Annotated in this window: 20 protein-coding genes and 12 pseudogenes; 14 read left to right on the top strand and 18 right to left on the bottom strand. The window is 68.9% G+C overall.

Annotated features, from left to right (window positions below):
• Nucleotides 1–77: 77 nt before the first annotated feature.
• From QQK48_RS15985 to QQK48_RS15975, 3 genes and pseudogenes are all read right to left on the bottom strand, one after another.
• A pseudogene (locus QQK48_RS15985) lies at nt 78–3,462 on the bottom strand (error-prone DNA polymerase).
• A complete protein-coding gene (locus QQK48_RS15980) occupies nt 3,455–5,152 on the bottom strand; it encodes a Y-family DNA polymerase (RefSeq protein ID WP_284329102.1) in 1,698 nt (565 codons plus the stop codon). Before QQK48_RS15980 ends, QQK48_RS15985 begins: the two are co-directional and overlap by 8 nt.
• Complete coding sequence (locus QQK48_RS15975) at nt 5,149–5,724, bottom strand: hypothetical protein (RefSeq protein WP_284329101.1); 576 nt, start codon at nt 5,722–5,724, stop codon at nt 5,149–5,151. The genes QQK48_RS15980 and QQK48_RS15975 overlap by 4 nt, the downstream gene beginning before the upstream one ends.
• Between QQK48_RS15975 and QQK48_RS20630 the strand changes: the two are divergent.
• From QQK48_RS20630 to QQK48_RS20615, 4 genes and pseudogenes are all read left to right on the top strand, one after another.
• Nucleotides 5,718–6,380: pseudogene (locus QQK48_RS20630) on the top strand (hypothetical protein); the annotation flags it as partial. The gene QQK48_RS15975 and the pseudogene QQK48_RS20630 sit on opposite strands and share 7 nt — an antisense overlap.
• Nucleotides 6,322–6,582 (top strand): annotated as a pseudogene (locus QQK48_RS20625) (alpha-amylase family glycosyl hydrolase); the annotation flags it as partial. The pseudogenes QQK48_RS20630 and QQK48_RS20625, both read left to right, overlap by 59 nt.
• Nucleotides 6,583–6,814: 232 nt before the next feature.
• Nucleotides 6,815–8,086, top strand: a complete 1,272-nt coding sequence (locus QQK48_RS20620) for an alpha-amylase family glycosyl hydrolase (RefSeq protein WP_348523691.1) — start codon at nt 6,815–6,817, stop codon at nt 8,084–8,086.
• 31 nt (nt 8,087–8,117) lie between these two features.
• Nucleotides 8,118–8,795 (top strand): pullulanase X25 domain-containing protein, encoded by a 678-nt coding sequence (locus tag QQK48_RS20615; RefSeq protein WP_348523690.1) that lies wholly within the window; start codon nt 8,118–8,120, stop codon nt 8,793–8,795.
• Nucleotides 8,796–8,837: 42 nt separating this feature from the next.
• On the opposite strand, the gene QQK48_RS15965 is transcribed toward QQK48_RS20615, so the two are convergent.
• The 10 genes and pseudogenes from QQK48_RS15965 to glgA form a co-directional block, all read right to left on the bottom strand.
• The gene (locus tag QQK48_RS15965) at nt 8,838–9,611 is read right to left on the bottom strand and encodes a TrmH family RNA methyltransferase (RefSeq protein WP_284329100.1); all 774 of its coding nucleotides are present in this window, start codon (nt 9,609–9,611) and stop codon (nt 8,838–8,840) included.
• A 100-nt stretch (nt 9,612–9,711) separates the two neighbouring features.
• The gene (locus QQK48_RS20610; RefSeq protein ID WP_348523689.1) at nt 9,712–9,837 is read right to left on the bottom strand and encodes a hypothetical protein; all 126 of its coding nucleotides are present in this window, start codon (nt 9,835–9,837) and stop codon (nt 9,712–9,714) included.
• A gap of 61 nt (nt 9,838–9,898) precedes the next feature.
• Nucleotides 9,899–10,243, bottom strand: a complete 345-nt coding sequence (locus QQK48_RS20605) for an SPFH domain-containing protein (protein WP_348523688.1) — start codon at nt 10,241–10,243, stop codon at nt 9,899–9,901.
• Nucleotides 10,227–10,649: pseudogene (locus tag QQK48_RS20600) on the bottom strand (SPFH domain-containing protein). Before QQK48_RS20600 ends, QQK48_RS20605 begins: the two are co-directional and overlap by 17 nt.
• Nucleotides 10,650–10,791: 142 nt before the next feature.
• Complete coding sequence (locus QQK48_RS15955) at nt 10,792–10,905, bottom strand: NfeD family protein (RefSeq protein WP_284329099.1); 114 nt, start codon at nt 10,903–10,905, stop codon at nt 10,792–10,794.
• On the bottom strand, nt 10,886–11,230 hold the full coding sequence (locus QQK48_RS15950) for an NfeD family protein (RefSeq protein WP_284329098.1): 345 nt from the start codon (nt 11,228–11,230) through the stop codon (nt 10,886–10,888). Before QQK48_RS15950 ends, QQK48_RS15955 begins: the two co-directional genes overlap by 20 nt.
• Before the next feature lie 163 nt (nt 11,231–11,393).
• Nucleotides 11,394–12,307, bottom strand: a pseudogene (locus QQK48_RS15945) (sulfite exporter TauE/SafE family protein).
• A gap of 97 nt (nt 12,308–12,404) precedes the next feature.
• Nucleotides 12,405–12,879 (bottom strand): annotated as a pseudogene (locus QQK48_RS15940) (RrF2 family transcriptional regulator).
• Between the two features lie 4 nt (nt 12,880–12,883).
• Nucleotides 12,884–13,665, bottom strand: a pseudogene (locus tag QQK48_RS15935) (ABC transporter ATP-binding protein).
• Between the two features lie 12 nt (nt 13,666–13,677).
• A pseudogene (gene glgA, locus QQK48_RS15930) lies at nt 13,678–14,881 on the bottom strand (glycogen synthase).
• 72 nt (nt 14,882–14,953) lie between these two features.
• On the opposite strand from glgA, the pseudogene glgC reads away from it, so the two are divergent.
• The 3 genes and pseudogenes from glgC to QQK48_RS20595 all read left to right on the top strand — a co-directional run bounded on the left by glgC (nt 14,954) and on the right by QQK48_RS20595 (nt 16,824).
• A pseudogene (gene glgC, locus QQK48_RS15925) lies at nt 14,954–16,196 on the top strand (glucose-1-phosphate adenylyltransferase).
• Nucleotides 16,193–16,708, top strand: a complete 516-nt coding sequence (gene serB / locus QQK48_RS15920; protein WP_348523686.1) for a phosphoserine phosphatase SerB — start codon at nt 16,193–16,195, stop codon at nt 16,706–16,708. Before glgC ends, serB begins: the two are co-directional and overlap by 4 nt.
• Nucleotides 16,705–16,824 (top strand): hypothetical protein, encoded by a 120-nt coding sequence (locus QQK48_RS20595; protein WP_348523685.1) that lies wholly within the window; start codon nt 16,705–16,707, stop codon nt 16,822–16,824. Before serB ends, QQK48_RS20595 begins: the two co-directional genes overlap by 4 nt.
• 9 nt (nt 16,825–16,833) lie before the next feature.
• Here QQK48_RS20595 and QQK48_RS15915 read toward each other — a convergent pair whose 3' ends face one another.
• The 3 genes and pseudogenes from QQK48_RS15915 to fabI form a co-directional block, all read right to left on the bottom strand.
• On the bottom strand, nt 16,834–17,283 hold the full coding sequence (locus QQK48_RS15915) for a pyridoxamine 5'-phosphate oxidase family protein (RefSeq protein WP_284329097.1): 450 nt from the start codon (nt 17,281–17,283) through the stop codon (nt 16,834–16,836).
• Between the two features lie 131 nt (nt 17,284–17,414).
• Entirely contained in the window at nt 17,415–17,642 is a 228-nt protein-coding gene (locus QQK48_RS15910; protein ID WP_284329096.1) for a hypothetical protein, read from the bottom strand.
• 283 nt (nt 17,643–17,925) lie between these two features.
• A pseudogene (fabI, locus tag QQK48_RS15905) lies at nt 17,926–18,692 on the bottom strand (enoyl-ACP reductase FabI).
• Between the two features lie 160 nt (nt 18,693–18,852).
• On the opposite strand from fabI, the pseudogene QQK48_RS15900 reads away from it, so the two are divergent.
• Nucleotides 18,853–20,149: pseudogene (locus tag QQK48_RS15900) on the top strand (uracil-xanthine permease family protein).
• Between the two features lie 64 nt (nt 20,150–20,213).
• Here the strand turns inward: QQK48_RS15900 and fabG are convergent.
• Nucleotides 20,214–20,918, bottom strand: coding sequence for a 3-oxoacyl-ACP reductase FabG (fabG, locus tag QQK48_RS15895; RefSeq protein WP_284329095.1), 705 nt, complete (start codon nt 20,916–20,918; stop codon nt 20,214–20,216).
• 62 nt (nt 20,919–20,980) lie between these two features.
• Here fabG and QQK48_RS15890 point away from each other — a divergent pair, with 62 nt between their 5' ends.
• Nucleotides 20,981–21,529, top strand: coding sequence for an SURF1 family protein (locus QQK48_RS15890; protein WP_284329094.1), 549 nt, complete (start codon nt 20,981–20,983; stop codon nt 21,527–21,529).
• Nucleotides 21,526–21,801, top strand: a complete 276-nt coding sequence (locus tag QQK48_RS15885) for a hypothetical protein (protein ID WP_284329093.1) — start codon at nt 21,526–21,528, stop codon at nt 21,799–21,801. The genes QQK48_RS15890 and QQK48_RS15885 overlap by 4 nt, the downstream gene beginning before the upstream one ends.
• 66 nt (nt 21,802–21,867) lie before the next feature.
• Here QQK48_RS15885 and QQK48_RS15880 read toward each other — a convergent pair.
• A pseudogene (locus tag QQK48_RS15880) lies at nt 21,868–23,471 on the bottom strand (ABC-F family ATP-binding cassette domain-containing protein).
• Nucleotides 23,472–23,604: 133 nt separating this feature from the next.
• Here QQK48_RS15880 and QQK48_RS15875 point away from each other — a divergent pair.
• From QQK48_RS15875 to QQK48_RS15865, 4 genes are all read left to right on the top strand, one after another.
• Nucleotides 23,605–24,219 carry a biotin transporter BioY gene (locus QQK48_RS15875; RefSeq protein ID WP_284329092.1) on the top strand — a complete coding sequence of 205 codons (615 nt, stop codon included), beginning with the start codon at nt 23,605–23,607 and terminating at the stop codon, nt 24,217–24,219.
• A gap of 10 nt (nt 24,220–24,229) precedes the next feature.
• Entirely contained in the window at nt 24,230–24,607 is a 378-nt protein-coding gene (locus tag QQK48_RS20590; protein WP_348523684.1) for an ATP-binding cassette domain-containing protein, read from the top strand.
• Nucleotides 24,594–24,938: an ATP-binding cassette domain-containing protein gene (locus QQK48_RS20585; protein ID WP_431308367.1), complete on the top strand. Its 345-nt coding sequence runs from the start codon at nt 24,594–24,596 to the stop codon at nt 24,936–24,938. The genes QQK48_RS20590 and QQK48_RS20585 overlap by 14 nt, the downstream gene beginning before the upstream one ends.
• Nucleotides 24,939–25,073: 135 nt before the next feature.
• On the top strand, nt 25,074–25,727 hold the full coding sequence (locus QQK48_RS15865) for an energy-coupling factor transporter transmembrane component T (RefSeq protein ID WP_284329091.1): 654 nt from the start codon (nt 25,074–25,076) through the stop codon (nt 25,725–25,727).
• Nucleotides 25,728–25,758 lie beyond the last annotated feature (31 nt).

Raw genomic sequence — 25,758 nt, 5'->3', positions numbered from 1 at the left:
TCGCTCTTTCGAGCCCGTCAGCGAGAAGAAACTCTAGCACGCATTTTCGAGGTCGTTTCACCACTTCCCTGAAACTGTCAGCGGAAGTCACGGCTCCTTGACGGCACGGTGAGAGATAGCGGAGCCAGATGCTCCGCGACCAGGTTGGTGGCGCCATCGGCTCGCTCGATACGACCGCGGATCACGAGCGCAGGTGAGCGCCGTGCGACGGGTTGGAAGCGGCGCCACACCCCCCGAGAACAGATCACGTTGAGGAAGCCCGTCTCGTCCTCGACAGACAGGAAGGTCACCCCCTTCGCGGTCCCGGGCCGCTGACGATGCGTGACGACGCCTGCCACGCTCACGCGCCGTTCGGCCTCGTGCGCGAGCACGCCTGCCACGGTCAGCACCCCCTGGGTGTTCAGCCCCTCGCGCACGAACACGGTCGGGTAGGTATCCACCGACACCCCCGATGCCCACACGTCGGCGACGGCCTCCTCGACGGCGCTCATCCCCGGCAACATCGGCGCGTCGACCCCGGGGACGGTGCCTGGAAGGGTGTCGGGGCCCTCGAGGGCGAGCGCACCCGAGGCCCACAACCCCTCTCGCCGCGTGACCCCGAAGGATTCGAGCGCGCCCGCGGTGGCGAGGGCTTCCCACTGAGCCGTCGTCAGCCCCTTGGCCGGCGCAATCCCTGCCTGGCCGGAGACTCCCGCCGGTCGCACCTGCACCCTGCGCGCCATGTCACGAAGGTCAGCAAACGGACGCACGGCGCGGGCCTCCACAATCGCCTGGGCCGCGTCGGCACCGAGGCCCCGCACCGAGGCGAGTCCCATGCGCACGGCGAGGGTGCGGTCCACGCGGCTCAGCCGCGCCATGTCGGGGCGGGTCTCCGCGGGCTCCGTGAAGGGCACTTCGAGGCGCTCCACCGTGGCCAGCGCCGCGGAGCGCGCCACGCAGGGACGCAAGACCACCTGGCCGTGACGCCTCGCATCCGCTGCGAGGGACTGCGGGCTATAGAAGCCCATCGGCTGAGCGGCCAGCAATCCGGCATAGAAGGCGGCGGGGCGGTGCACCTTAAGCCAACTGGAGGCATACACGAGGTAGGCGAAGGAGTACGAGTGCGACTCGGGAAACCCGAAGTCGGCAAAGGCCTTGAGCCTTGTCGAAGATCTGGGCGGCGACGTCGGCGGTGATGCCTCGCTCGTGTGCGCCGACAAGGAATCGCGCGCGCAGCGCCTCCATCCGTTCGGGGCTGCGTTTGGAACCCATCGCCCTGCGTAGGCTGGTCCGCGAGCGCACCGTCGAACCCGGCGCAGTCCATCGCCATCTGCATCAGTTGCTCCTGGAACAGCGGCACTCCCAGCGTCTTGCCAAGAGACCTCTCGAGTAGCGGGTGGAGGTAGGTGACCTCTTCGCGACCCCGCGCGCGATTGATGTAGGGATGAACCGAGCCTCCCTGGATGGGGCCGGGCCGGATCAACGCCACCTCGATGACGATGTCGTAGAAACGTCGGGGCCGCAGCCGAGGCAGGGTGGCCATCTGCGCCCGCGACTCCACCTGAAACACCCCGACCGTGTCCGCGGCGCACAGCAGGTCGTAGACGGCAGGGTCCTCCTGAGGCAACGAGTGCAGGCCCCACTGCTCGCCCGCGACGTCACGCATGTACTCGAAGGCGTACCTGAGCGCGGACAGCATGCCCAGCCCCAGGAGGTCGAACTTCACCAGTCCCGCGTCGGCACAGTCGTCTTTGTCCCACTGCAGCACCGTCCGCCCTGGCATCCGCGCCCATTCCACCGGGCATACGTCGATGACAGGTCGGTCGCATAACACCATGCCGCCCGGGTGAATGCCGAGATGGCGCGGCAGTCGCATGAAGCGGTCGGCAAGGTCGAGGACGGGCTCGGGAATGTGGTCGAGGTCTTGGCTTGGCGGAGGTTCTGGCCACATCGCGTCACGCTGTTTCGCCGCCCATTCCTCCTGCTTCTCCTGTGGCACCCGCAGCGCCCCCAACGGTCGATGCTCGTGGACCAGGCGTCCTGCTGGCCCGTGTCATATCCCAGCGCCTTCGCCGCGTCCCGTACCGCCGAGCGCGGCCGATACTGGATGACGTTCGCCACCATCGCCGCGTTGATGCGACCGAAGCGGCGGAAGACGTATTGGATGACCTCCTCGCGACGATCGGACTCGATATCGACGTCGATGTCGGGGGTCCGTCGCGCTCGGGCGCGAGGAAGCGTTCGAAGAGCAGCCCGTGAGTGACGGCGTCGACGGCGGTCACCCCCAAGGCGAAGCACACGGCCGAGTTGGCTGCCGATCCGCGTCCCTGACACAGGATCCCCTGTTCGCGGCAGAAATTCACGATGTCATGCACGATGAGGAAGTAGCCGGGAAAGTCGAGCGCCTCGATGACGTTCATCTCGTGCGCGATCTGGGCCCATGCGCCGGAGACCCGCTCGGCCTCGGGAGGGCCGTAACGTTCGACGGCACCCCGTCGCACCAGGCTCGCGAAGCCACGACGCCTCGGTGTGCCCCTCAGGCACCGGGTACGGAGGCAAATGCGGGGCAACCAACTGGAGGTCGAAGGCACACTCGTCCGCCAGGGCCGCGGCCGTGGCCACCGCCTGGGGGTGCCTGCGGTGCCTCACCAGCATCTCCGCCGCGGATCGCAGGTGACCCGCGGCGCCTGCCGGGAGCCAGCCGTCCATCTCGTCGAGCGACGAGCGCGCCCGCACGGCAGCGACCGCGGCGGCGAGATCGGCATCGCGGGGTGACGCATAGTGCGCGTTCGTGGTGGCGACGAGCGGGAGATGGGCGTCGAAGGCAAGGTCCGCGAGCGCATCGGCGATCTCGGTATCGAAGGGGTCGCCCGTGTCGGAGATCTCTACGGCGACGTTGTCGCGACCGAACAGGCTCGCGAGCGTGTCGATCTCACGCCGCGCCGCCTCCACTCCTGCCCTGGTCACCGCACCGGTCAGGGCGCTTGCGCCCGGCACTCCGATGCCCGCGAGCGCACGGCGTACCGTGCCCTTGCGGCAGCCGGTCAGCACCAGGAACTCCCCTCCTCCGGTGGCAGCGAGGTCCTCGAGGGTGTAGCGGGCCAGCCCCTTCTCTCCGGTCGCCAGGTGCGCCATGCCGATCGCATGGGACAGCCGGCCGTAACCGTTGGCGCCGCGCGCGAGCACCAGCAGATGCGAGCCGCGAGGGTCGGGTTTGCCGGTGGGGGGTCGAGAACGGGAGGACCTCCTGGGGTTTCCGGCGCCGCCAGATGAAGTTCCGCGCCAAAAACGGTGGGCAGGTCGATGGCGCGGGCAGCGTTGGCGAAGCGCACCGCGCCGTACAGCCCATCATGGTCGGTGATGGCCAGGGCACTCAGCCCCAGTCTGCCCGCCTCAGCCGCCATCTCCTCGGGATGGCTCGCGCCATCAAGAAAGCCTGAACGCGCTGTGCGCGTGCAGTTCGGCGTAGCGCGGCTCAGTCATAGAGGGCCTCCAGCCACCATTGACCGCCGGAGAACGCCGCCAGCAGGGCCGGCCCGCCCTCCGTCCGCCGCAGGATCACCTGCAGGTAGGCACGCCGGGAGGCATCGGCGGCCCACCATCGCTCGGCGATGGGCCATGGCCCCGCCCACGCCTCGATGGGCTGCACCTCTGCCCAGGTGGGTTCGTCACCGACGTGACCTGCGGCGGGATGACGGCGAGCCGCGGCCGCCCTAGCGCGCCCAGGATCCGCCTGAAGCCTCACCCAGGTGGGCGGGGCGGAGAGCGCAAGCCTTCTGTCCACGACCACGGGGCTTCCTCCCGCGTCGAGGACCTGCATGGGTTCGGGCAGCGGAAGCACGGTGGCAGGCGCGGGGTCGGGAATGCGACCCGGCCACGGGTGCTCCACCTTGCGCGCGGGCGTGGTTTCCTGCCCCCACGGCGACGCCAGTACCCGGTCACGGGGAGAGCGTCCACCCTGTTCCCGCACCGCGAGCACCGCATCGGGGCCCAGGAGGGACTGCATCCTTTCCACGGTGCGCTGGGCACGCGAGTCCGCTCCGGAGACTCCTCCCCACAGGTAGGCCTGCTCGTCGCCGAGGGCGATGACGTCCTGCGCTGTGAGACTGAGCGAGGTCAGCGGTGCGGGCTCGGGACCATTCGCCGTGCCGGAGAGCCATCCCTCGAGTTGCCAGCGGACGCGATCCGTCATGTGACGCGCGAAGGCCCCCGCACGTGACCCCACGTCGGTGCGCCACACCCTTTCGAGAACGTCGCCTCGTTCGGTGCGGGCCGTGATCCTCACCCTCGCACAGCGCACCCCGGCGGCCAGCAGCGCCTCATCGAGGAGACGTGACGACTCCGCTGCCACGAGGGTGAGTTGCTCGATGCGCTGCGCAGGCTCCTCGAACTCGTACCCCACCTCGATGTCGTCCTCCGCGCGGCGCAGCACGGGAGGGCGGACATCGTGGCCGAGCCCGATGTGGTGGGCCCATCTCCCGACGGGGCCGAAGCGGGCCAGGACGTCTCCCACGGGAAGCGCCGTGAAGTGAGCGAGGGTGTCGATGCCAAGCCGACCGAGCACGCTCACCAGGTCCTCGACAGCCTCGCGCTGGCGCCGCTCCATGGCCGCGAGCGGGAGCACCGTGACGGGGGCGGTGGCGAGGAACTCGGCAGAGGCTCCCGTGGGGACCAGCACCGAGGCACGCGCCGCCAGAATGGCCGCGAGAAGCCCATCCGCGGCACCCACCGAGCACTCGTGCCCCGAGGCCTCGGCGACGGCGGTGACCAGTGCCTCGGCGAGCGCCTCCTCGGATCCGTGGAAGCGCGCGGCACCCTCGGCGGGAATCATGAGCAGGCCGGGCCTGGAGATCTCCACCCCGGCGACCACCTCCTCCGCTGCGGCGGCGACGGCCTCGAACTCTCGTGCGTCGCGTCCCTCGTCGTAGGGAAGGATCACCACTTCGGGGCAGGCTCGCTGCGCCTGCCGCTTGCCGTGGCCACGACGCACCCCTGCGGCACGCGCGGCAGCAGAGACGGCCACCATGCCGCGTCCGTGAAGGACGGCGGCGGGGGCATCCGCTCCCAGCCCTGCCTCGCGCATGGCGGCGGCAACCGGCCAGTCAGGCACCCACAGGACGGCCCTCCTGGTGGTGGTGACGGGCCCGCCTCGGGCATGGACGGGGGCGCTCATGCCACCTCCTCAGCGACACGGGCCGCCCCATGACGCAACCCGCTGGTGTCCGCATCGAGCACGATCCGTACCCGCCGCGTCGCTCCCTCACGCCGCGAGGTGACGGCGACGGTGAGGTCTCGCTCGCGCAGCCGCCCCTCCCCTGCGCCAAGACCACGCCAGGCGGAGTGTTCCACCACGAGGCGCAGGTGGGCTCCCGACCATGGCCCCGAGGCGATGACGACGGAGCCGCGTTCCCTGGCGCGGGACATCAGGCGTCTGCGGTCCGCATCGGACAACGCCAGCCGTGCCCCCAGCAGGGTGACGTCCATCCCGTCCACGCACGCGCCAGCCACCTCGACCACCTGAGTACCCGGGTGTGGGACCAGCACGAGCTTGGACAGGTCGAGGCCTCGCCTGGCGGCGGCCACCACTCCCACGGCGGGCATCCCCACGATCGCCGACCACGATCCCTCGTGAGACGCCCTCGCCGCGAGGGCCACCATGAGCGAGGTGGAGCCCTCGACCGAGACCACCGAACCGCGCGCCAAGCCCGCAGGGATCAGCGGGGACAGCACCTGCGCCAATGGCAAGCGCGGCTTCTCCCTCTCTCGCGGGTGGTCCCCACCCGGGATTCCACCCCCGCGAGGGCCCTGCGCGCAGCCGCCAACCGGTCGGCCTGGCTGCTGCCAGCCGCGCCATGTTGGGGCTTCAGCATGCGGGTCTCCCCTCCTCCTGCGGCGAGCCGCCAAGGCTCGTGTTCGAACATATGTTCGATTATCGCAGGAGGTGCCGACATCGTCCATCCGCCCTCGGAATGCAAGCGCTGTCAGCGCAGAATGTCCCCCATCGCCGAGGCGCTCGCCCCGCTCCACGCCACCTCTTGCACGCATCTGTGCAAGCGTATACATTCGTCGCCAACGCCCGTCCTGCAACGAAGGAGGCCCCCGTGGCGACCCAACCCACCACACGCATCGCCGCCACGCTCGCCGCGGCATCGGCCATCGCCATCACCGGCTGCGGAGCCCTGAGTAGCGCGACCGAACCCCGCGCCGAGCAGCCGCTGCGCCAGTCCCTGACGGGCGAACAGTTCTACTTCGTCATGGCGGACCGCTTCGCCGACGGCGACCCCGCCAACAACACCGGCGGCTACGGCGACGACCCCCTCGTCTCCGGCTACGATCCCACCGATGCAGGCTTCTACCAGGGCGGAGACCTCGCGGGGCTGCGAGACAACCTCGACTACATCGAGGGGCTGGGCACCACCGCGATCTGGCTCACGCCTTCGTTCACCAACAAGCCAGTCCAGGCTCGAGGACTCCTCCGCCGGCTACCACGGCTACTGGGTCACCGACTTCACCACGATCGACCCGCACCTGGGGACCAACGACGAGTTTGCGGAACTCGTCGACGCGGCGCACGACCGCGGCATGAAGGTGTTCCTCGACATCATCACCAACCACACCGCCGATGTCATCGGCTACGACGAGGAGACAGGGTCGCGTACGTCAGCAAGGACGATGCGCCATATCTGGACGCCGACGGGGTCGCCTTTGACGACCGGGATGTCGCCGGAACCGCGGACTTCCCCACTCTCGACGCGCAAACGTCCTTCCCCTACACGCCGCAGGCGAGGCCGGCGAGGAGAACGCCAAGACGCCCGCGTGGCTGAACGACCTCACGATGTATCACCACCGCGGCGACACCACCTTCGCGGGAGAGGATTCGCAATACGGCGACTTCTACGGACTCGACGACCTCTTCACGGAGAACCCCGCCGTGGTGGACGGCATGGTCGACATCTACTCGACGTGGATCGAGGACTTCGGGATTGACGGCTTCCGCATCGACACTATGAAGCACGTCGATGACGCGTTCTGGCAGCGATTCGGCCCCGAGGTGCTGGCCGCGGCCCATGTCGCAGGCAAGGACGAGTTCATGATGTTTGGCGAGGTGTTCGACACGTCGCGAGCAGTCACCTCGCACTACACCACCACCGCTTCCATGCAGGCGATCCTTGACTTCCCGTTCCAGGAGGCCGCGCGCGCCTATGCCTCGCAGTCCGGCTCGGCCGCGGCGCTCGCCGACTTTTTTGCGGCCGATGACTGGTACACCGATGCCGATTCGAACGCCTACCAACTGCCCACTTTCCTGGGCAATCACGACATGGGGCGCTTCGGCTCCTTCCTGGTCGCCGACAACCCCGGGGCAGCGGACGCCGAACTGGTGCAGCGAGACATCCTCGCGCACTCGCTCCTCATGCTCTCGCGCGGCAACCCCGTGATCTACTACGGCGACGAGCAGGGCTTCACCGGCGACGGCGGCGACAAGGAGGCTCGTCAGACGCTGTTCGCGTCCCAGGTGGAGGACTACCTCGCCGACGATCTCCTCGGCACCGACGCCACCCTCGCCACGGACTCCTACGACACGTCGCACCCGGTCTATGAGGCCGTCGCCGCGCTCGCCTCCCTGGTCGACGACCACCCGGCATTGCGCGATGGAGTCCACCAGACCCGCTTCGCGTCCGACGGCGCTGGCGTCTACGCCTTCAGCCGCATGGACGCCGATGACCAGCGCGAGTATGTGGTCGCGGTCAACAACGCGACGGAGGCCGTCACGGCGGAGATCCCGACGTGGGCCGCCAAGCGCCAATACAAGGCGATCCACGGCGCCACGGGTTCCGTGCGCACCGATGCAGACGCCACCCTCACGGTCACCGTGCCCGCCCTGAGCGCGGTCGTCTACGAGTCGGCGGGCCGCGTCTCTCCCGCCAAGGGCGCACCCGCGGTGACACTCACCGGCGCGGCACCGGCCGCAGAGGACCCCGGCCGCCTGCAGGTCACCGCCGAGGTCGACGGCGACGCCTATGCGGAGGTGACGTTCTGGGCACGCGTCGACGACGGCGCCTGGGAGCCTTCTCGGCACCGACGACAACGCGCCTTACCAGGTCTTTGACCCCACCGCTGACCTCGCTTCCGGCACCGAGGTGACGTACCAGGCGGTGGCGGCCAACGCGAAGGGCAAGACGTCAGCATCGGACCTCCTGACGGGCACCGTCGCCGCGCCAACGGTCAGTCTCACGCAGCCGCTGACCGGCGCGACCCTCGGCGACACGCCTGTGCTGGAGGCGACCGTGCTGCCGGTGCGTACCGACACCGAGGTCACGTTCGAGCGCAGGGTGTCAGGCGGCGACTGGGAGACGGTGGGCACCGACACGTCCGCGCCCGCATGGACGGTGCGGGACGATGCGTCCGGCTTCGCCCCCGGCACCGAGGTGCAGTATCGAGCCGTGGCGACCTCTGGCGGCACCACCGTGACATCGTCGATCATCCCGGCCGTCGCGGGCGCGGCGGCTCAACCGGCGGCGGTGTCTGTCCCCGGGTCCTTCAACGCGGCCGCGGGCTGCTCGCAGGACTGGCAGCCCGACTGCGACGCCGTCCAGATGACGCTCGACGAAGACGCGGCACTGTGGGTCCTCACGGTCGAACTCTCGGCGGGCTCCTACGAGTACAAGATCGCCATCGACGGCGCGTGGACCGAGAACTACGGGGACGCGGGCGTGCGCGACGGGGCCAACATCACGCTCGCGCTCGCCGAGGACTCTACGGTCACGTTCACCTACGATCACGCGACGCATCTGGTCGAGGCGTCCGTGACGCCTTGACGTGGGGCCGGGGTGTGCGTCCCGGCCCCCGCTGCGCAGCAACTAGCGCAGCGCCCACAGCGCGACGGCCGATGCGGCCGCGACGTTGAGTGAGTCGACGTCGCCCCTCATGGGGATGGTGACCACCGCATCGGCCGTCCGCTGAGCGGCCCGGGTGAGTCCGTCACCCTCCGCGCCCATCACCAGGGCGATACGTGCGTGGCCCGCGGCCGCGAACTCATCGAGCGTCACCGCATCGTCGGCGAGAGCGAGTGCCGCCACCACAAAACCCTCCTGCTGCAGGCGAGTGAGGGCCCCTGGCCACTGATCGACTCGCGTCCACGGCACCTGAAACACCGTGCCCATCGACACCTTGACGCTCCGGCGGTACAGCGGGTCGGCGCACGTGGGCGCGCAGACGATCGCGTCGGCGCCGATGCCGCCTGCCGAGCGGAAGATCGCTCCCACATTGGTGTGATCCACGATGCCTTCGAGGACGACCACGCGGCGCGCATCACGCACCAGGTCCGCCAGGGCCGGCAGCGCGGGCCGTTCCATCGCCGCCAGGGCGCCGCGATGCACCTGATAGCCGGTGACCTCCTCGAGCACGCTCTCGGGATGGACGAGGACGGGGGCGTCGATCCCCACAACCTCAAGCGCCCGCCTCGCGGACTCCTCCCACCGCGGACTGACCAGAATCGACCGAGGCCGGTGGCCCGCCGCGAGCGCCCGCTCGATCACCTTCGCGCCCTCCGCCATGTAGAGCCCCCGCTCGGGCTCGAGGCGGCGGCGCAGCGCCACATCGGTGAGGTCGCGATAGTCGTCGAGGAGATCCACCGGGCCATTCTCGCAGGAGCGGCGCCTGACCCCAGAAACACGAAGGTGCGCCAGCGCACACGGAGTGTCCACTGGCGCACCTGTCGTGCGCGAGGCGTGCCTACTGCTGGCCGCGCTCCGCGTCGGGGTCGAACGGGCGACCCGAACGGGTGCCTGCATCGGTGGCGTCGGAGGTCGCGTCCTCCACCTCCTGGCGCGCCTGACGCAGCGCCTCGGCGGGGTCCACGAGCGCCTGCGTCGCCTTCGACGCACGGTCCTGGCCACGCTGCGGATCGCGTTGCAGGGGCTCAACGCTCTCCTCCTGTCCAAAGGCCGCGGAGATCGACTTGAGCGCGCCCGTGAACTCGGTGGGAACGAACCACACCTTGTTCGAGTCGGTCTTGGCGATCTCGGGCAGCACCTGAAGGTACTGGTAGGCGAGCAGGCTTCGAGTCGGCGTCACCCTCGTGGATGGCGTCGAAGACCTGGAGAATCGCGCGGGCCTCACCCTCGGCCTTGAGGATGGCGGACTGTGCCTCACCCTCGGCCTTGAGGATGGCCGACTGCTTCTCGCCCTCCGCGGTGAGGATCTGCGACTGCTTCACGCCCTCCGCGGTGAGGATCGCGGCACGGCGGTCACGCTCGGCACGCATCTGCTTCTCCATCGAGTCCTTGACGGACACGGGCGGGTCGATGGCCTTGAGGCTCGACGCGGCCCACGCGGATACCCCACTTGCCGGTCGCCTCATCGAGGACGGAACGCAGGCGGCCATTGATCTGGTCACGGCTGGTCAGCGTCTGCTCGAGGTCCATCGTGCCGATGACGTTACGAATCGTGGTGACGGTGAGCCTGCTGCATACCGACGATGTAGTTGGCGATCTCGTAGACCGCTGCCCTGGCGTCCGTCACCTGGAAGTAGATGACGGTGTCGATCTCCACCACGAGGTTGTCGGACGTAATCACCGACTGCGGGGGAAGGACACGACCTGCTCGCGCATGTCGACGCGCTGACGCACCTTGTCCACGAAGGGCACCAGCAGGTGCATGCCTGCCTGCATGGTGCGGCTGTAGCGTCCGAGGCGCTCGACCACGCGGGTCTCGGCCTGCGGCACAATCTGGATCGCGCGAGCGATCGCAATGATCACGAACAGCGCGAATGTCGCCGCGAGCACGATGACGACGATCTGCGTAGGTGTCATGTCATTCCCCCTTCTCTGGCGCGACGATGGCCGTCGCACCCCTAATGGCCACGACGGTGACCTCGATTCCTTCGGCGATCGGCGGAGCGTCGTCCTCAGTCCTGGCGCTCCACACCTCCCCGCTGAGCCTTGACCCGGCCGCGGGTCTCGGTGACCTCGTCGAGTGTGCGCGCGATCGCGCCGATGAGGGCGACGGCATTGGTCTCGATGAGCTCGCCCTTGGCGCGCAACGACTTGAGCAGATAAGGCCTCAGCGTGAAAAGCAGGAGCGCCGCCACAAGGCAGGCGATGACGATGCTGAGCCACAGCGGGGCGCCCAAGAGCGCTGCGGCGCCGCCTGCGAGGGCACCTCCGGCGAGCATGGCGAACGTGAGATCGAGGGTGAAAACCTCGACGATACCGAGCGCCATAGCGCCGATGAACCACCACATTGAATCCATGCGGGACCACCTCCTGCGAGGCAACCTAGCAGGGGCCTCGTCGCGGCGGCATCGGCCGCGGGAATGACGAAGGGCGTCGGCCATCATGACGATGGCCAACGCCCTTCATCCGCACCCGCGTCGCTCAACCGTGGGGGACGGGAACAACGCGGGCGGGTCGGGATCAGTCGACGACGAGCGCGGGCGCGCCGTGCTCCGACTGCTTCGCCGCGAGCGTGTCGCGACGGTGGGCGCGCCAGGACCAGGCAATGGCCGCGACCCAGATGACGACGATCAGTGCGTAGACCGCGGTCTGCGCCGCGCCGGTCACCGGCAGGAGCTCTGCCCTGATGAGCGTGCGGGTGTTGGTGAGGATGATGAGTCCACCCACCGCGGCGCCGAGCAGACGCGGCGGCACGATGCGCACGAGCCACGCGGCGATCGGGGCCGCGAGGAGTCCACCCGCGAGCAGCGCGAGCACCCATCCTGCATCGATGCCTGCGGTGCCGATGCCGATGAGGAAGCCCAGCGACGCTGCGAGGGCCACCAAGAATTCGCTCGTGTCGATCGAGCCGATGACCTTGCGCGGCTCCATGCGGCCCGAGGCGAGCAGCGCCGGGGTACCCACGGGGCCCCAGCCGCCGCCTCCGGTCGCGTCGACGAATCCGGCCACGAGTCCGAGCGGTGCGAGGAATCGCTTGCCGAGGGGCGGCGGTCCGGTGCGGTGCGCACTCCCCAGATGGTGAAGCGCAGCAGGACGTACACGCCGAGCGACAGCAGCACGATGGCCATGATGGGGGCGGCGAGCTCGGTCGAGATATTCGACAGCACGGTGGCGCCGAGGAAGGCGCCCGCCGCGCCGGGGATGCCGACGCGCCTGACGACACGCCAATCAACGTTGCCGAGCTTCCAGTGCGCCGCGCCGCTGGCCAGGGTGGTGCCCACCTCGGCGAGGTGGACGGTGGCCGACGCCGCGACGGGGCTGATCCCCGCGGCGAGCAGGAGCGTCGTCGAGGTGACGCCATAGGCCATGCCGAGCGATCCGTCGACGAGTTGGGCGCCGAAGCCGATGAGCGCGAGGACGATGAGGGAACGCATGGCATCCTCCCGGGGTCAGGCGGCGCGCCAACGCCGACGGCGAGGGACACGCCGTATCCGGAACAATACCTACTTCCCTAGTAGGAAACAATACCTACTAGAAAGATGGGGAATCCGGGCTCTCCCACGCGCCGTCGTCGGAGAGCATCTCGCGCACCTCGGCCGGAAGCGTTCCCGCCGCCAGATCGGCCAACGTGACTGACTCCAGGACGCTGCGGACGTTGGCGCGCAGCGCGACCCACACGTGCAGGAGGCCCGCCGCCGCGCCCTGGTAATCGAGGCTCGGAGGGACGCTCCCCTCGCACGAAGACCAGCGGTCCGTCCACGGCGCGCACCACATCCGCTACCGACACCTCGGCGGCGTCGTGTGCGAGGCGGTAGCCGCCGCCGAGTCCGCGCTGGCTCACGACGAGTCCCGCGCTGCGCAGTGCCGTCAGAATCGCCTCAAGAAACTTACGCGGGATGTTCTGCGCCGTCGCGAGTTCCTCAGCGGTACGCGTCGCACCGGGCTCGGACGCGGCCAACTCTGCCGCCGCCCTGACGGCGTAATCGGCCTTCGCGGAAATCCTCATGCGCTCACGCGCGGCGTGCGGACCAGCGGCCGTCGCGCGCGTCGAGCGCCACAGGCATGCCATACGTGGTGCTGAGGTTGTCCGCCGTCAGGGTCTCCTCAAGCGGGCCCGCGGCGACAACCTGCCCCTCACGCAGCAGCAGCGCATGCGTGAAGCCCACGGGGATCTCCTCGACGTGGTGCGTCACCAGCACCATCGCGGGTGAACGCCTGTCCCCCGCCAACTCCGTCAGCGCGGAGAGCAACTCCTCGCGTCCGCCAAGGTCCAGCCCCGCCGCCGGTTCGTCCAGCAGCAACAACTCGGGGTCCGCCATCAACGCGCGTCCAATCTGGACGCGCTTGCGCTCCCCTCGGACAAGGTCCAGAAGCGACGCTCCGCGAAGCCCTGCATGCCGAAGGCGGCAAGCAGCGCCTCGGCGCGCTCCACGTCGACGCCCTCGTACTCCTCGCGCCAACGTCCGGTGACGCCGTGCGCTGCGGTCATGACCACGTTGAGGACCGTCTCGTCGGCAGGGAGCCTGTCCGCGAGCGCCGCGGAGGCGAGTCCTACGCGGATCCGCAACTCCTGGACGTCGGCGTGACCCAGGCGCAAACCCAGGACAGTTGCCTCGCCCTCGCTCGGGTGCATGCGCGCCGAGGCGATCGAGATGAGCGATGTCTTGCCCGCGCCGTTCGGGCCCAAGATGACCCAGCGGTCCGCGGAGTCGATGCTCCAGTCGATGGAGGACAGGATGGCGTTGTCGGAGCGACGCAGCCCCACGCCCTGGAAGCTCAGCACCTCGGTCATGATGTGGCCAGCCTAGTCCGTGAGTTCCCGGTAGAGGTCCAGGGTGCGCTCGCCGATGGTGTGCCACGAGAAGTGCTCGGCGGCTCGTGCCCTGCCCGCCTCGCCCCAGCGCTTCGCGCGGTCCAGGTCGGAGACGGCATCCGCGAGGGCACCGCCAAGTTCCGCGATGAACGCCTCGGGGTTCTTGGGGGTTCCTGTGCCGTCGGAGACCTGGTCGATCGGGACCAGAATGCCCGTCTCGCCGTCCACCACGACCTCGGGGATACCGCCCGTCGCCGTCGCGACCACGGGCAGGCCCACGGCCATCGCTTCAAGGTTCACGATGCCGAGCGGCTCGTACACGCTGGGGCACACAAAGGCGGTGCAGGCGTCGAGCACGGCCACGAGCCTCGGCTCGGGGCAGGTGCTTCTCGATCCAAATCACCCCGTCGCGCTTGGAGCGCAACTCGTCGACAAGGCCGGACACCTCGGCCATGATCTCCTTCGTGTCGGGCGCGCCCGCGCACAACACGATCTGCACCTCCGGCGGCAGTGACTCGACCGCCCGCAGGAAGTACGGCAGCCCCTTCTGGCGGGTAATGCGGCCCACAAAGACCAAGGCGGGGCGATCGCGGTCGATGCCCCAGTCGGCGACCACGGCATCGGCCGCCTGCCGCTCCTCGGGACTCGACGGCGCCGCCCAGGCGTCCACGTCGATGCCATTGTGAATCACTCGGACCTTCGCGGGATCCACGTTGGGGTACGAGCGCAGCACGTCCTGCCGCATCCCGCCGGACACGGCGATAATCGCGTCAGCGTTCTCGTAGGCGGTGCGCTCGATCCAGGACGAGACGCGATAGCCGCCACCCGCCTGCTCCGCCTTCCACGGACGCAGGGGCTCCAGCGAATGTGCGGAGATCACGTGAGGGATACCGTGCAGCCGCGCCGCAAGGTGGCCGGCGAGGTTGGCGTACCAGGTGTGGGAGTGCACCAGATCGGCGCCTTCGCAGTCCTTGGCCATCGGCAGGTTGTGGGCGATGACGTCGAGCGACGCGTCCCCCACGCCCCCGCCCAGCGGCTCATACCCATCCACGCCTTCCTCGTCGCGCGGGCCGTCGAAGGCACGCACCCGCACCTCGATGTGGTCGCGCAACACCGCCGCCAACTCGGTCACGTGGACGCCGGCGCCGCCGTAGATGTGGGGTGGGTACTCACGGGTCAGGATGTCTGCTCGCATACCACCCACGCTAGTGCTCTCCCCGGGCGTGTGACCTGTTCACTCGCCGGGCTACCCGCCTATGCTGGGCACATGCCAGCGCCGAAAGTTCTCGCCATCGTCCTGGCCGGAGGTGAGGGCAAGCGCCTGATGCCCCTCACCGCGGCCCGAGCAAAGCCCGCCGTCCCCTTCGGAGGGACGTACCGGCTGGTCGACTTCGCCTTGTCCAACCTGGTGAACTCGCGTTACCTGCACATCGTCGTGCTCACGCAGTACAAGTCGCACTCGATGGACCGTCACATCGCGCGCACCTGGCGCATGTCGCCCCTCCTGGGCAACTACGTGGCGCCCGTGCCAGCGCAGCAGCGGCGAGGCAAGCACTGGTACCTGGGCAGTGCCGATGCGATCTACCAGACCGTCAACATCATCGAGGATGAGAACCCTGACATCGTCGTGATCGTGGGCGCGGATCACGTGTATCGCATGGACTTCTCGCAGATGGTGGACAGCCACATCGCGTCGGGAGCGGACTTCACCGTGGCGGGCATCCGCCAGCCCATCGAGCCTCGCGGACCAGTTCGGAGTGATCGACACCGACAAGGAACGTCCCGGCTTCATCAAGGCCTTCCTCGAAAAGCCCACCGAGCCCGAGGGGCTGCCCGACTCTCCCCACGAGGTCCTGGCATCGATGGGCAACTACGTCGCATCCGTCGGTCCGCTCCTCGAGGCTCTCAAGGCCGATGCCGAGTCCGCGACCTCGAAGCACGACATGGGTGGCGACATCGTCCCCCACTTCGTCGAGCAGGGCACCTGCGGCTTCTACGACTTCGTCGACAATGACGTGCCTGGTTCCACCGACCGCGACCGCAACTACTGGCGTGACGTCGGGACGATGGATTCCTACTACGACGCGCACATGGACCTCATCGCCGTGCAGCCAGTCTTCAACGTCTACAACCACGAGTGGCCGTTGCATCAGGGCCTCATTACCGAGCCTCCCGCGAAGTTCATCCACTCCGAGGAGGGCAGGCTCGGTCACGCCGCCGATTCGATCGTCTCCCCTGGAGTGATCGTCTCGGGCGCGACGGTCACCGGTTCGGTGCTGTCTCCTGGCGTGCGCCTGCACTCGTGGTCGACGGTGTCGGACTCGGTGCTGCTCGACGACGTGGTAATCAACCGTCACGCTCAGGTGCACCGCGCCATCTTGGACAAGAACGTCATCATCGAGGAGGGCGCCCGCGTCGGCATCGACCGCGTGAGCGACCTGGAGCGTGGGTTCACGGTGACGGAGTCCGGCATCACGGTGGTGCCGAAGGGCACGGTTGTCACCGCATGAGCGCACGCCTCATCGTCCTCGATGTCGATTCCACGCTGATCACGTCTGAGGTCATCGAACTCATCGCCGCACGCGCGGGCACTCAGGAGGAGGTCGCGCGCGTCACGGAGTCCGCGATGCGCGGCGAGATCGATTTTGGCGAGTCGCTGCGCCAGCGCGTCGCCACCCTCGCCGGTGTCGACGAGTCGGTCTTTACCGAGGTTCTTGCGGAAGTCCGCTTCACCCCCGGCGCCGAGGAACTCATCTCGACGCTCCAGGGTGAGGGTTGGACGGCGGCGCTGGTGTCCGGAGGCTTCGAGGAGGTCGTCGCGCCGCTCGCGGCACGCATCGGCATCTCGTGGTTCCGCGCGAACCGCCTTGAGGTGGCCGATGGCCGCCTCACCGGCCGCACGGTGGGTCCCGTCATTGACCGCGCCGCCAAGGCGGAGGCCCTGCGTGAATATGCGGCCCAGTTGGGGATCTCCCCGCCGATTGTGTGGCCGTTGGCGATGGCGCGAACGACCTCGACATGATGGCTGCCGCGGGCCTTGGCGTCGCGTTCAACGCCAAGCCGGTCGTCCAGGCTCAGGCCGATGTCGCGGTGAACTCCCCGAGTCTCGCAGACGTCCTCGACGTCATCGAGCGGTAAGCGGAGAACCTAGACAGCCTCCATGGGCGGCACTCCCCTGTCCGCCACCGTGAATGCGGGCTTGCCGTCGAGCGACGTGGTGTTTTTGCGCTCCCAATAGTCGCGCAGTCCCGCCTCGCCCTTTCCGCGCGCCCAACGGTCGAGTTGCTGACGGTCGGACTCGTACGTCAGCAGGGGCACGGCCATGCCGCACGAGTCGGAGATGCGTTGCGCGGTCACCACGACCACGGAACGCGCCCCCACCTTGGGCGGGAACTGCGCCGCCCAGTGTTTCCACTCGGGGTCGGCACGGGTCACGATGCGCGCGGTGCCGTGCACTCGCACGATCATCGGCGGTCCCTCGAACGCGCACCACATGACGGTGATCCGTCGGCTGGCACGCACATGCGCGATCGTCTCCGCCGTCGACCCCGTGAGGTCAAGGTAGGCGAGGGTGTGCGCGTCGATGACGCGCAACATCCCATCGCCCCCTTGGGTGAGAGGTTGACCAAGCCGTCGACGTCCGCCGTGGCGACGAAGAACATCGGCTGACGCGCGATGAAGTCTCCGATGAACCCGTCGAGACTCGCGTGCTCGGTCGACATCTTCGCTCAGACGTCGCGGCCGGAGACCACCATCGTCAGCACCGCCGAGTTCGACGCCAGGTCGGCCCACGAACCCTCGAAGGTCAGCACGGCGGCCGTCGCGGTGCGCAGGCCATGCGCGATGAACTTCAGGGCGGGCGTGTCCGAGCCCGTTCCTGCCAGATACGCGGCCGCAGCCGAGGACGTGGGCTCGTGTCCCACCATCACAGCGGTCTCCACGTCCTCGAGCCTCACGCGCGACCTCGAGCAGGCCGTCGACGTCCGTCTCGTACAGTGCGTCGACGATGCGCGTCTCACACTCGGGCAGCGCCGCGGACATGAGCCTTCCACGTCTGCTGAGTGCGCACCGAGGGCGACACGAGCGCGACGGCGGGCGCGAGCCCGGCGGCGGCCATCTCCTGGCCGAGCTTGGTCGAGGCCTGACGGCCGATCAGGCTCGAGAGTGCGGTCCGCGTCGTTGCCGAGGGTCGAGGGAGCCTCGGCCTTGGCGTGGCGGGCGATGATGAGCGTAGGCATGTCACTGTCCCATCGCGTGGACGCCACCGTCCACGTGGATCATCTCGCCCGTGGTGGCCGGGAACCAGTCGGACAGCAGCGCGGTCACGGTACGGGCCGTCGGCTCGGTCGCGGACGAGTCCCAACCGAGCGGGGCACGGTCCGCCCACACGCCTTCCATCTGCTCGAAGCCGGGGATGTGCTTGGCGGCAGTGGTCTTGATAGGGCCAGCGGACACCAGGTTGGCACGGATGCCGTGCTGGCCAAGGTCGCGGGCGAGGTAGCGGTTGACGGCCTCCATGGCGGCCTTCGCGACGCCCATCCAGTCGTACACGGGCCAGGCGAAGCGGCCGTCGAACGTGAGGCCCACAATCGACGAGCCCTTCGCCATGAGCGGCAGGGCGGCCTGCGCCAGCGCCTTCAGCGAGTACGACGAGATGTGCACGGCGGTCGAGACGTCATCCCACTCGCCGGACATGAAGTTGCCGCCCATGACGGACTGCGGGGCGAAGCCGATCGAGTGCACCACACCGTCCAGATGGGGCACGTGCTCACGCACCTTGTCCGCGAGCGCGGCGAGGTGCTCCGGGTCGGTGACGTCGGCTCCACGACCTGAGCCTCGACGGGGAGGCGGCGACCCATCGCCTGGGTGATCTTGAGGGAACGCCCGACGCCGGTCAGCACGACCGTGGCGCCCTGCTCCTGGCAGAGGCGGGCGACCTCGAAGGCGATCGAGCCCTCGGTCAGCACCCCCGTCACCAGGATGTTCTTGCCATCAAGCATTCCCATGAAGTCTCTCCTTGTCGAAACGAGCCTAGCGCCGTCGGCGCGACCAGGCCCGAGCCTAACGGCACGGCGTCGCTAACCCAGTAGATTGTCGCCCGGCGCGTGCGATCCACGCGCGGTCACCAGTTGAGGAGAAGCACGATGGCATTGATGAGCCTGGACACTGCACGGCGACGGTCGCACTATTGCGGCCGATGCGGTGGTGAAGCCCAAGGAGCGGCTCACCTGGCCGCGCACGATCGGCCTGGGCGCTCAGCACGTCCTCGCGATGTTTGGCTCGACGTTCGTGGTGCCGCTGCTGACCGGCTTCCCGCCGAGCACCACGATCTTCTTCTCGGCCATCGGCACCATCCTGTTCCTCATCATCACCGGCAACCGCCTGCCCTCCTACGTGGGTTCGTCGTTCGCGTTCATCGCGCCCATTACGGCGGCCGTCGCCTCCGGCGGCGAGGGTGCTGCACTCGGCGGCCTCGTGGCCACGGGCCTCCTTCTGGCGGTCGTGGGCGTCGTGGTCCACGTGGCGGGCACCCGGTGGATCGAGGTGACGATGCCACCCGTCGTCACCGGTTCCATCGTCATGCTGATCGGGCTCAACCTCGCCCCCGCGGCGTGGGGCATGGTGCAGGAGTCGATGGGCACCGCACTCGTGTCCGCGCTCGCAGTCGTGATCATCACCGTGCTGTTCCGCGGCATCCTCGGCCGCCTCTCGATCCTGCTGGGCACCGTGGTGGGCTGCATCGTCGCGGCGTTCAACGGCGAGTACGACCTCACCGACTTCCACGACGCCGCGTGGTTTGGCCTCCCCGACTTCGCGACCCCCACCTTCGACGCCTCGGTCATGCTCATGTTCCTGCCGGTGATCTTTGTGCTGATCGCCGAGAACATCGGCCACGTGAAGTCCGTGTCCGCGATGACGGGCGAGGACCTTGACCCCATCACCGGCCGCGCGCTGCTGGCCGACGGCGTCGCCACCACAGTCGCGGGCCTCGGCGGCGGCTCGGGCACCACGACCTACGCGGAGAACATCGGCGTCATGGCTGCGACCCGCGTCTACTCGACCGCGGCGTACTGGTGCGCGGGTATCTTCGCCCTGCTGCTGAGCCTGTCGCCCAAGATTGGCGAGGCTCATCGCGGCCACCCCGGCGGGCGTCCTCGGCGGCCTGTCGACCGTGCTGTTCGGCATGATCGCCGTCCTCGGTGCCCGCATCTGGGGCCAGGGCAAGGTCGACTTCGGCAACCCGGTGAACCTCATCCCCGCGGGTGTGGCGCTCGTCATGGGAGCCGCCAATTACACGTGGCAGGTGGGCGAACTGAAGTTCGAGGGCATCATCCTCGGCACCGCCGCCGCGCTCATCACGTACCACCTGATGGCCATCATCACGCGCTGGCGTGACGCCGCCAACCCCGTCGCCTCGCCGGCGTACCAGGGTGGCGACGACGATCCCGCGCCGCAGGCGTAGCCACGCTTCACACGACGAGGGCCCCCGGCAATGCGCCGAGGGCCCTCGTCGTTTCCGCTGTGGTCTAGTGACCCATCCCGAGGCCGCCGTCGACCGGCAGCACGGCGCCCGAGACGTAGCCTGCGGCATCGGAGGCGAGGTAGACCGCGGCGGCGGCCACCTCATCGGCCGCCCCGAAACGCTTGGCGGGGATAGTGGCCTCGTACTGCTTCTTCACATCCTCGGGGAGTTCGTCCGTCATGTCCGTGGTGATGAATCCCGGGGCGATCACGTTGGCGGTGATGCCGCGCGAACCCACCTCTCGGGTGATGGAGCGCGCCATACCCACCAGCGCCGACTTCGAGGCCGAGTAGTTCACCTGGCCGGGGTTGCCCATGAGGCCCACCACGGAGCCCACGAGAATGATGCGACCAAAGCGCTGGCGCAGCATGGAGTTCGTGGCGCGGCGCACGCAGCGGAACGTACCCGCGAGGTTGACGTCGAGGACGGTCTCGAAGTCCTCATCGGACATGCGCATCAGCAGGCCGTCCTTGGTGATGCCCGCGTTGGCCACCAGGATCTCCACGCGGCCGTGCTCGGCCTCGAGCGCGTCGAACGCAGCGTTCACGGCGTCGGTGTCGGTGATGTCCGCGAGCGCGCTGTGAACGCCCTCAGGCAGGTCACCGCTGCGGTGAATCGAACTGACGGTGTAGCCGGCGTCGACGAACGCCGCGGCGATAGAGCGGCCGATGCCGCGGTTGGCTCCGGTGACGAGGACGTGTCGAGTCATGGGTGCCACGGTAGTGGAACGGCGCGGACCGCACGGCCGCGGCTCGCGACTAGCATCGAAGGGTGCCCCGACGCCTCACCTTCACCCGCATCGCGGTCACGATGCTCATCGCCCTCACGGTGAGCGCGGTGGCCATCGAGTTGGGGTTCTGGCAGTTTCACCGGCATCAGGACAAGGCGGCCGCGGTGGCCGCGTTCGAGGCAGCCGAGGGTCGAGCGGCGGAGCCTCTCGCCACGGTCATTCCCCCCGACGCCACCTCGCTGCCCGACGATGCCGAATGGCGCCTCGTCACGGTCACGGGCACCTTCGAGACGGGCACCGCGACGGTGCTGCGCGGGCGCCCCATCGATTCCACCGCCGCGTGGCAGTACCTCGCCTGGCTCGACACCGACGACGGTCGGTCCGTGCTCGTCTCGGTGGGATGGATCCCCCAGCCGGGCCCAAACGAGGACCCCGCGGTCCCGGAGTATCCGGCGGGCGAGGTCACGGTCACGGGCGTGGTGCGCGCGTGGGAAGAGGACGACGGCAAGTCGGCCACCGACTCGGCGACCCGCATCACGCCGTCGCAGCTCGACTCCCCGCGGGCCAGGAGGTACCCGGGTACCTCATGATCCGCGAGATCTGCGACGGCGCTCAGTGCTCCCCCACGGTCGTGGGCGAGCAGGTGCCGCTGCCCGAGGTGTCGCTCGGACCCCACTTCGCCTACGCCGTGCAGTGGTGGGTGTTCGCCGCGCTCGCCCCCACCGGGGCGATCTTGCTGCTGCGTCGCGACGCACAGATGGCGCGCGAGGAGGACGAGCCGGCACCCGCATCGGCCATCAAGGAGCCGCGCAAGCGACGTCGCGCCGAGCCCTCAGACGAGGAGATTGAGGACGCCCTCTAGCCGGTCACGTGGATCCGTGTGGTTCTTTTACCGCCTGAGGCGAGTCACATGGATCCATGTGACGGTTTAGGCGAGGGTGATGAGGTCCCGGTAGGAGTCGTTCCAGAGGTCCTCGTCGGCGTCGGGAAGCAGGAGGACCCGCTCGGGCTCGAGGGCGTCGACAGCACCCTCGTCGTGGGTGACGAGGACGACGGCACCTTCGTACGTCCTGAGCGCGCCAAGGATCTCCGCGCGCGACGCCGGGTCGAGGTTGTTGGTCGGCTCGTCGAGCAGCAGCACGTTGGCCTGGCTCACCACGAGTGTCGCCAACGCGAGGCGCGTCTTCTCTCCACCCGACAGGACCCGCGTGGGCTTGTCAGCGTCGTCGCCGGAGAACAGGAACGAACCGAGCACCTTGCGCACCTCGGTGTCGCCGAGGTCCGGCGCCGCGTGGCGCATGTTCTCCGCCACGGTCGCGTCCATGTCGAGCGTGTCGTGCTCCTGCGCGTAGTAGCCGAGCCTTGAGGCCGTGCCCGGCCTCCACCTCGCCGGTGTCCGGGGCCTCGATGCCGGACAGCAGGCTTCAGCAGCGTGGTCTTGCCGGCACCGTTGAAGCCGAGGATCACCACCCGGGAGCCGCGGTCGATGGCGAGGTCCACATCCATGAACACCTCGAGGGAGCCGTAGGCTCTTTGACAGCCCGTGGCCGCGAAGCGGGTCTTGCCGCACGGGGCGGGCGTCGGGAAGCGCAGCGAGGCGACCTTGTCCGAGGCCCGCTCCCCCTCCGTGCCCTCGAGCAGGCTTCTCCGCGCGCTTGAGCATCTGCTGGGCGGCCACGGCCTTCGACGCCTTGGCGCGCATCTTCTCCGCCTGGGCCACGAGAGCGCCCGCCTTCTTCTCGGCGATGCGACGCTCGGTGTGGCGGCGCTTCTCGTCGTCCTCGCGCTGACGCAGGTACAGGTCCCAGCCCATCGCGTACTGGTCGAGCCTGGCCGCGGTTGGCGTCCAGGTAGAACACCTTCGTCACGACGGTGCGCACCAGGTCGACGTCGTGGGAGATGACGATGAGCCCACCCGAGTACTGACGCAGGAACTCGCGCAGCCACACGATCGAGTCGGCGTCAAGGTGGTTGGTGGGCTCGTCGAGCAGGAGGGTCTCGGCGTCCGAGAAGAGGATGCGGGCGAGGCTCCACGCGGCGGCGCTGGCCACCCGAGAGCGTGTGGAGCGGCTGGGCGAGGATACGGTCGTCCAGGCCAAGGTTCGAGGCGATGCGGTGCGCCTCGGACTCCGCGGCATAGCCTCCCGCGGCCCGGAAGCGCTCCTCGAGCGCGGGATACCTGTCCATGGCCTTGGCGGCGGCCTTCTCGTCCGCGCCGCCCATGTCCTCCTCCGCCTGGCGCATCTTCGCGACGATGGTGGCGAGGTCACGAGCCGCGAGCACGCGGTCCATGGCGATCTGGTTGAGGTCTCCCGAGCGGGGGTCCTGCGGCAGGTAGCCCACCGTGCCCTTGTGCGTCACCGTGCCGCCCGAGGGTTGCCCCTCGCCCGCGAGGATGCGGGTCATCGTGGTCTTGCCAGCACCGTTACGGCCCACGAGGCCGATGCGTTCGCCGGCGTTCACGTGGAACGACGTGGGATGGAGGAGAACGCGCGCGCCGATGCGCATCTCAAGATTCTGTACGGCGATCACGACGCGTCAGGCCTCCAGACCAGAAAAACTGTGGGATCTCTACAAGAAACGTGCGCCCCACCCCGCATCCATACCTATCGGGCGATTGGCGTGGGTAGCGTGAGCGCCGAACCATTATCCAGCAAGGAGAGCCATGTCCCCACGTGAGACCCTGTCCGGCCAGAACATCGCCCTCATCGCGGTGTTCGCGGCGTTCATCGCGGCATCGACGCTCGTCCCCGAGGTCACGCTCGCCTTCGGTGTCCCGTTCTCGCTCCAGACGCTCGCCGTCGTCGTCGCGGGCCTGTGTCTGGGACCGTGGCGCGGCATGGCCTCCGTCACGCTCTACATCCTGGTCGGGTTCGCAGGGGCGCCCATCTTCGCGAACATGTCCGCGGGCATCGCGGTGCTTGCCGGCCCCACCGGCGGCTTCCTGGTGTCCTTCATCCCGGCGGCGGGAATCACCGGCGCCATCGCGGTCGCGTTCCGGCGCCGAGGCCGCCTCACCTACGCCACCCTCGCGATCGCGGGCCTTGCCTCGATCCCCGTGGTCTACGCCATCGGCCTGCCGTGGTTGTCCGTCCGCACCGGCTTGAGCCTGGCCGATGCCACCGTCGCGATGGCGCCTTTCATGGTCGGAGACGTGCTCAAGGTCGCGATCGCGGCAGGAATCGCCGCCGTGGTGCACCGGGCCTACCCCCGCCTTCTGGGAGCCGCGCGACCCGTGGCATCGGCCGCGAGTGAGGGCAAGGCGCCCGCGACCGCATAGCCTTGACCCCATGATCGAGTTCAAGGACGCGGGAGTCACCGCACCCGACACGGGTGTGACGATCCTGAAGCCCACCTCGCTGACCCTCACCGAACGGCGCGTGTCCGTTATCGGAGCCAACGGTGGCGGAAAATCAACCCTGGTACGGCTCATCAACGGGTTGATCCCCGCCACCACCGGCTCCGTGGAGGTCGACGGCCTCGACGTGGCGCGCAAGGGCCCCGAAGTCCGCCGCAAGGTGGGCTTCCTCTTCACGGATCCCTCCGCGCAGGCTCATCATGCCGACGGCCATCGAGGACGTCATGCTGTCGCTTCGACGCACCATCAAGGACCGGGACGAGCGCACCCGCGCCGCACTCGACGCCCTCGAAGAGATGGGTCTTGGTAACCGCGCAGACGTGGCGGTGGGGTCGCTGTCTGGCGGACAGCGCCGGCTCCTCGCCCTCGCAGGCGTCCTGGCCGTCACACCGTCCATCCTCGTGGCGGACGAACCGACGACCCTGTTGGATCTGCGCTGGCGTGCGCATGTCGGTGCGCTGCTGCGGTCGCTGCCCGTGCAACTGATCGAGGTGACTCACGACCTGGACTCGGCGGCACGCGCCGAGCGCACCATCGTCATCGACGACGGCGCGGTCGCCTTCGACGGCAACCCGGTCGAGGCCGTGGCGTTCTATCGCGACCTGATGTTCGGGCGCACCACCCGGAGCCCCGCGTCGTGATTGCCCCCACCGGGCTCTTCAGGGCCCGCCAGACTCCCCTGCACCACGCGCCCGCGTGGCTCAAGGTGAGCCTGCTGCTGATCACCACCGTGGCGGTGATCATGCTCGACGACCCCGTGAGCCTCGCTGGGCATCATGGCGGCGTGTCTGCTGCTCCTGGTCTCCACTCAACCGCCCGCGCGCACCACTGCAGTCGCCATGGCAGGCACGCTGGTGGTCGCCGCGCTCACCTCTGCGATTCACGTGTGGCGAGGCGACTGGTCCCGCGCTATCGACGTCAGCGCGGACCTCATCGCGGTCGTGGCGCTGGCCCTCGCCATCGCGGCGTCGACATCGATGACCGCGATGCTCGACCTCGTCTCATCGCTTGCCCGCCCCATCCGCGCCGTCCTGCCGCCCGAGACCCTCGGCCTGATGTTCGCGCTCCTGCTACGCGCCCTGCCCGAGGTCGCCGAGATCTACCTCGAGTCGCGTCAGGCCGCGCGGGCGCGTGGGTTCGACCGCAATCTGCGAGCCCTGCTCTACCCGACCACCACCCGGACGGTCGGCTTCGCACTTGACCTCGGACAGGCGATTCACGCCCGCGGCATCGGAGAAGAGGGCGACCAGGTCGAATCGGGGCGCCGGCGCGAGCGTCGCTCGCGCCGCTCGGTGGCCGCTCAGCACAGCATCGCCCCCGAGGTAGCGCCGCCATCGGAGGCGCCCACCGCGCGTCCGTCACGGGCAAAGACTCCCCCAGCGCGACCGCACACGTCCCCCAGCACGGACGCCTCGAAGCCTGTCGAGTGACGATGCCTTCGACATCCTCACTCGCCGCTCC

It is taken from the genome of Demequina litorisediminis, from assembly GCF_030161615.1.
Classification (GTDB): domain Bacteria; phylum Actinomycetota; class Actinomycetes; order Actinomycetales; family Demequinaceae; genus Demequina; species Demequina litorisediminis.
Note: the sequence above shows the minus strand (reverse complement) of the source record. Positions and strands in the feature narration are given on the sequence as shown.

What these genes read in the sequence shown, in the direction of transcription:
- QQK48_RS15980 (WP_284329102.1), bottom strand. Translation starts at nt 5,152, where the DNA reads ATGAGCGCCCCCGTCCATGCCCGAGGCGGGCCCGTCACCACCACCAGG.
- QQK48_RS15865 (WP_284329091.1), top strand. Translation starts at nt 25,074, where the DNA reads ATGGCGGCGTGTCTGCTGCTCCTGGTCTCCACTCAACCGCCCGCGCGC.
- QQK48_RS15915 (WP_284329097.1), bottom strand. Translation starts at nt 17,283, where the DNA reads ATGTTGCGCGTCATCGACGCGCACACCCTCGCCTACCTTGACCTCACG.
- QQK48_RS20590 (WP_348523684.1), top strand. Translation starts at nt 24,230, where the DNA reads ATGATCGAGTTCAAGGACGCGGGAGTCACCGCACCCGACACGGGTGTG.
- QQK48_RS15885 (WP_284329093.1), top strand. Translation starts at nt 21,526, where the DNA reads ATGATCCGCGAGATCTGCGACGGCGCTCAGTGCTCCCCCACGGTCGTG.
- QQK48_RS20595 (WP_348523685.1), top strand. Translation starts at nt 16,705, where the DNA reads ATGATGGCTGCCGCGGGCCTTGGCGTCGCGTTCAACGCCAAGCCGGTC.
- QQK48_RS20605 (WP_348523688.1), bottom strand. Translation starts at nt 10,243, where the DNA reads ATGCGTGCCGAGCGTGACCGCCGTGCCGCGATCCTCACCGCGGAGGGC.
- QQK48_RS15950 (WP_284329098.1), bottom strand. Translation starts at nt 11,230, where the DNA reads ATGGATTCAATGTGGTGGTTCATCGGCGCTATGGCGCTCGGTATCGTC.
- fabG (WP_284329095.1), bottom strand. Translation starts at nt 20,918, where the DNA reads ATGACTCGACACGTCCTCGTCACCGGAGCCAACCGCGGCATCGGCCGC.
- QQK48_RS20585 (WP_431308367.1), top strand. Translation starts at nt 24,594, where the DNA reads ATGGGTCTTGGTAACCGCGCAGACGTGGCGGTGGGGTCGCTGTCTGGC.
- QQK48_RS20620 (WP_348523691.1), top strand. Translation starts at nt 6,815, where the DNA reads ATGTATCACCACCGCGGCGACACCACCTTCGCGGGAGAGGATTCGCAA.
- QQK48_RS15875 (WP_284329092.1), top strand. Translation starts at nt 23,605, where the DNA reads ATGTCCCCACGTGAGACCCTGTCCGGCCAGAACATCGCCCTCATCGCG.
- serB (WP_348523686.1), top strand. Translation starts at nt 16,193, where the DNA reads ATGAGCGCACGCCTCATCGTCCTCGATGTCGATTCCACGCTGATCACG.